We start from the raw sequence: 3,828 nt of genomic DNA, 5'->3' as shown, positions 1-3,828 counted from the left end.
AAAGTCCCTGAAGCTGTTTTCCTTGTACTCGAGCTTGCCCGCCAGGTACCAGGGCTCGCCGCGGTCACCACCGCCGCGGACATGGGCGACGGCGAACGCGACGCCACGAGAGAGCAGTTCCAGGCGCGCGATCGAGAACCAGGGGTCGAGTACCTCGCCGTAGGCGCCGTAGCCGTAGAGCAGCGTCGGCATCGGCGCCTTGCCCAGCATGTCGGCTCTGGCCACCACCGAGACGGGAATGCGCTCCCCGTCATGACCCGCGGCCCACAGCCTCTGGCAGACCAGGTCCCGGGGCTGCAGATCACCGTACAGCGGCTGCGTCTTGAGAACGCGCTGCTCGCCGCTGTCCAGGTCATGCTCGACCCATCGCACCGGCAGGGTGAACGACTCTTCGCGCAGGTGAAGTTTGCGGGTATGGAAGTCGGGGGTGTCGCCGAGTGCGAGGCTGCAAGGGGCCTCGGGAAGCGGCAGTCGCAAGCCTAGCGGCTCCTCCGGCCGCCGGGTGTCGTCCTCCGACGACCCCTCATCCGGGAGTTCGATTACGCGCAGGTACACCTGGGCCTCGTGATGGTCACGCTCGGTAATCACCAGCCCCCAGGCGAAAGCGTCGATGCCCTCGAGGGTGACGTCGTCGCGATGCGGTACGAGTGGGGTCCAGCTCGACGGGCGAGACGCCGGAGCGGTGTCCAGGCGGAAGTGAGAGGCATCGCGATTGTGCAGTACGTAGAAGGTATCGTTGCGGTGCTCCAGGCCATACTCGACCCCCGCTTCCCGCGGGCGGACGCAGCGGGGCGGGGTGCCAGGTGCATCGGCCGGGATCAGGTGGCATTCGGCGGTGTCCTTGGAGGCCGTCTCCACGATCAGCCATTGGCGAGAGCGCGTCTTGCCCACGCCGACCCAGAATTCGACATCGCTCTCTTCGAAGATCTTCTCGCAGTGGTCGTCCTCGGGCCGCAGCAGCCATACGCTGGCGGGGCGCTGCGTGGCGTCGTAGCGGGTGAACAGTAGCGTGCGGTTGTCCTCCGCCCACACCAGATCCGGGCCGATGCGGCGGCGCAGGCGGACCGGCTCGCCGTCCGGTAACCGTTTCAGATAGAGGTCGAAATATTCGTTGCCGCTGGCATCCTCGGTCCAGGCCAGCCACTGCTCGTCCGACGAGATCGCCATGTCGCCCAGCTCGAGGAAGTCGTGGGCTTCCGAGCGTGACTCGAGGTCGAGCAGCAGCTCGGCGGGGCCGGTACCGTCCATCGCCTGACGCCACCACAGTGGATAGTCGGCGTCGCTGGCCGTTTCGCTCCAGTAGCGAAAGCGTTCCAGGGCCGTCGGCAAGCCGGTGACCTGGAGCTCGCGTCGCGCCAGATGTCCGTCGTACAGGGCATTCTCCAGCGACGCGAGGGGAGAGAAGAAGGCATCGCTCTCGCGATTGGCCGCGCGCAGGAACGCTTTGACCTGAGGGTCGTCACGTGACTCCAGCCAGTGCCAGTCGGGATCGTCACTGCGGCGGAAGTGAACGGCGGGGGGCGCTTGGGTGGTCTGCGAGCGGGACATGGGGCTGTGCGGGATCCTTGAGGGCTGGAGCTGTCGGGGAACGGGCGCCGCCCTCCCGGGCTGGCGCTCAGGGGCGGCGGTGTACCGGCGGTTCGGGATCGAATCGCGCACCCGATCGCGCGGGCGCGGCTGTGCTTTGCCTGGTTGGAGTGTACCATGTGGCAAATCGTATGAATCGAGAGTCATTACCATGCTGTTTTCCGATTCGCTGCCGCAGCTCTGGCTGAGTTATGGCGCACTCTCCCTGATCGTTCTGGTAACCGGTTACCTGGGGGTGCGGTGGCTGCCGCTGTTGCCGCGGCTGATTCTGGTCGGCGTCGTCGCTGGCGGGTTGTGGATGGTGGCGCCGTTCTCGCTGCCGCTGTTGCAGCCGGGGGCGACCTACTCCGGTCTGGCCCCGGCCATCGTGGTGATGGCTGTCGGCGTCATCCAGCACGATGGCGGTCAGGTCGCCGGCGCTATGCCACTGTTGCTGGTCGGAGCCGCGATCGGTGGCGCGCTGGGCCTGGTGGCGTGGCGTCTGCTGCGGCGCCGCCACGACGACGCCGATGGCGGCTCCGGTCAGGATCGGAAGCAGGATCGGAAGCAGGGCTCCCCGGCGCGGGCTAGCAACAAGCGTGGCCACGCCCGTGGCAAGCCGGGTGGTCGGCGCGAGCCGATGGTCAACTGATTTCCGCGGATCGAATGACTATCCAACGATGTTGCTGGACGAGGGCGGCGTGACCTCGTTCTCGGCGTGTGTTTCGACAAGGAAGCGAGAGATGCGTGCGTTGTTGTTGATCGTACTGCTGGCAACGGGGTTCGCCCCAACCTGGGCGCTGGCGCAGTCCGCGCCGGACGTGCGGATCGTCGTCGACGTTTCCGGCAGCATGAAGCAGAACGATCCGCAGAACCTGCGGGCCAACGCCCTGGGCTTCGCCGCGACCCTGCTGCCGCCAAGCGCTCGGGCCTCGATCTGGACCTTCGGCACCACCGTCTCCAATCCCCTCCCGAGCGGCGCGGTGGCGGCCGCCTGGCGCGGCCGCGTGGCCAGCCTCTCGCCGCGGTTGACCGACTATCAGCAGTTCACGGACATCGAGCGGGCGCTGCGCCAGGCGGCCGATGCCGCGCCGGACAGTGCCAACCGGCACCTGATCCTGCTGACCGATGGGATGGTCGACCTGCCGGCGTCCGGCAGCGACAAGGCGCAGCGCGACAGGGCATCGCGCCAACGCATCATCGACGAGTTGTCGCCGGAGCTTGCCGGTCGTGGCGTCGTCGTCCACGCCATCGCGCTCTCCAACAATGTCGATCTGCCGCTGCTCGAGCAGGTCGCGCAGGCCACCGGCGGACTGGCGGCGGTCGCCGACACGCCGGAAGAGCTGCTGCGTGCCTTCCTGGACGTTCTCGATCGCATCCTGCCGGGCGACCAGATTCCCATCGACGGACAGCAGCGGTTCAACGTCGATGACGACATCGACGAATTCAACGCGCTGCTGTTCCACGATCCGGGCGTCGATTCGCCGGTGCTGGTGGGACCCGATGGCCAGCGCTACTCCCGCGGCGATCATCCGGGGACCGTGGAGTGGCAGAGCAGCGATCGTTACGACCTCGTCACCGTGCCCGATCCGGCCCCCGGAGAGTGGCGAATCGAGGGCGACATCGGTGGCGATAGCCGTATCGGCATTCACGCCGATACCATGCTGCGCAGTGCACCGCTTCCGGCAACGCTCTATCGCGGCTTTTCCACGCCGCTGGACGTCTGGCTGGCCGCGGACGGCGAAACGCTGGGAGCGGACAGTCGGCCCGACGGACTCAGCGTTCGGGCTGAGCTGAAGGAGCTGGACGGGGCCGTCCTCGCCGGGACGCCGCTGGAACCGTCCGACGACCATTTCCGTGGTGATCTGCCAGGGGTCGACCAGCTCGGCAACGCCCGGCTGACGATCACCGCGCGCAGCGATCGCATGATTCGCCAGCAGGTGCAGACGGTCAACGTGGTGGCCGCACTGAGTGCCGTGCTGAGCGAGGACGGCTCGCAGATCGTCGTGCATGCCAATCATCCCGATCTGGACGTCAACAATACCCAACTCAGTGCAAGCCTCACCGGCAGGCCACTCGATGTGCGTCGGAGCGGGGAGCGGGAGTGGACGATTGCGGTGCCGCGGACCGATCCAGGCCAGTCGCTGCCGGTCACCATTGCCGCCGACGCCCGTGTCGACGGACGCACGCTGCACTTCGAGCTGCCGGTCGTGCGGCTCAATCCCGAAGCCTCCGTCGGGCTGAGCGGCGCGGATCTCGAAC

3 protein-coding genes are annotated in these 3,828 nt (G+C 67.4%); 2 read left to right on the top strand and 1 reads right to left on the bottom strand.

Annotated features, from left to right (window positions below):
• Window positions 1–1,548: prolyl oligopeptidase family serine peptidase (locus AC3AYF_RS08350; protein ID WP_487779615.1), on the bottom strand; the 1,548-nt coding region annotated here is incomplete at its 3' end.
• Window positions 1,549–1,738: 190 nt separating this feature from the next.
• Here AC3AYF_RS08350 and AC3AYF_RS08345 point away from each other — a divergent pair.
• Window positions 1,739–2,218 (top strand): hypothetical protein, encoded by a 480-nt coding sequence (locus tag AC3AYF_RS08345; RefSeq protein ID WP_295038447.1) that lies wholly within the window; start codon window positions 1,739–1,741, stop codon window positions 2,216–2,218.
• 91 nt (window positions 2,219–2,309) lie between these two features.
• The coding region (locus AC3AYF_RS08340; RefSeq protein WP_487779614.1) for a VWA domain-containing protein at window positions 2,310–3,828 on the top strand (1,519 nt) is incomplete at its 3' end.

The organism is Salinicola sp. (assembly GCF_982684285.1).
Note: the sequence above shows the minus strand (reverse complement) of the source record. Positions and strands in the feature narration are given on the sequence as shown.

Excerpts from the sequence above, each read along its gene's own strand:
- AC3AYF_RS08345 (WP_295038447.1), top strand. The coding sequence starts at position 1,739 with ATGCTGTTTTCCGATTCGCTGCCGCAGCTCTGGCTGAGTTATGGCGCA.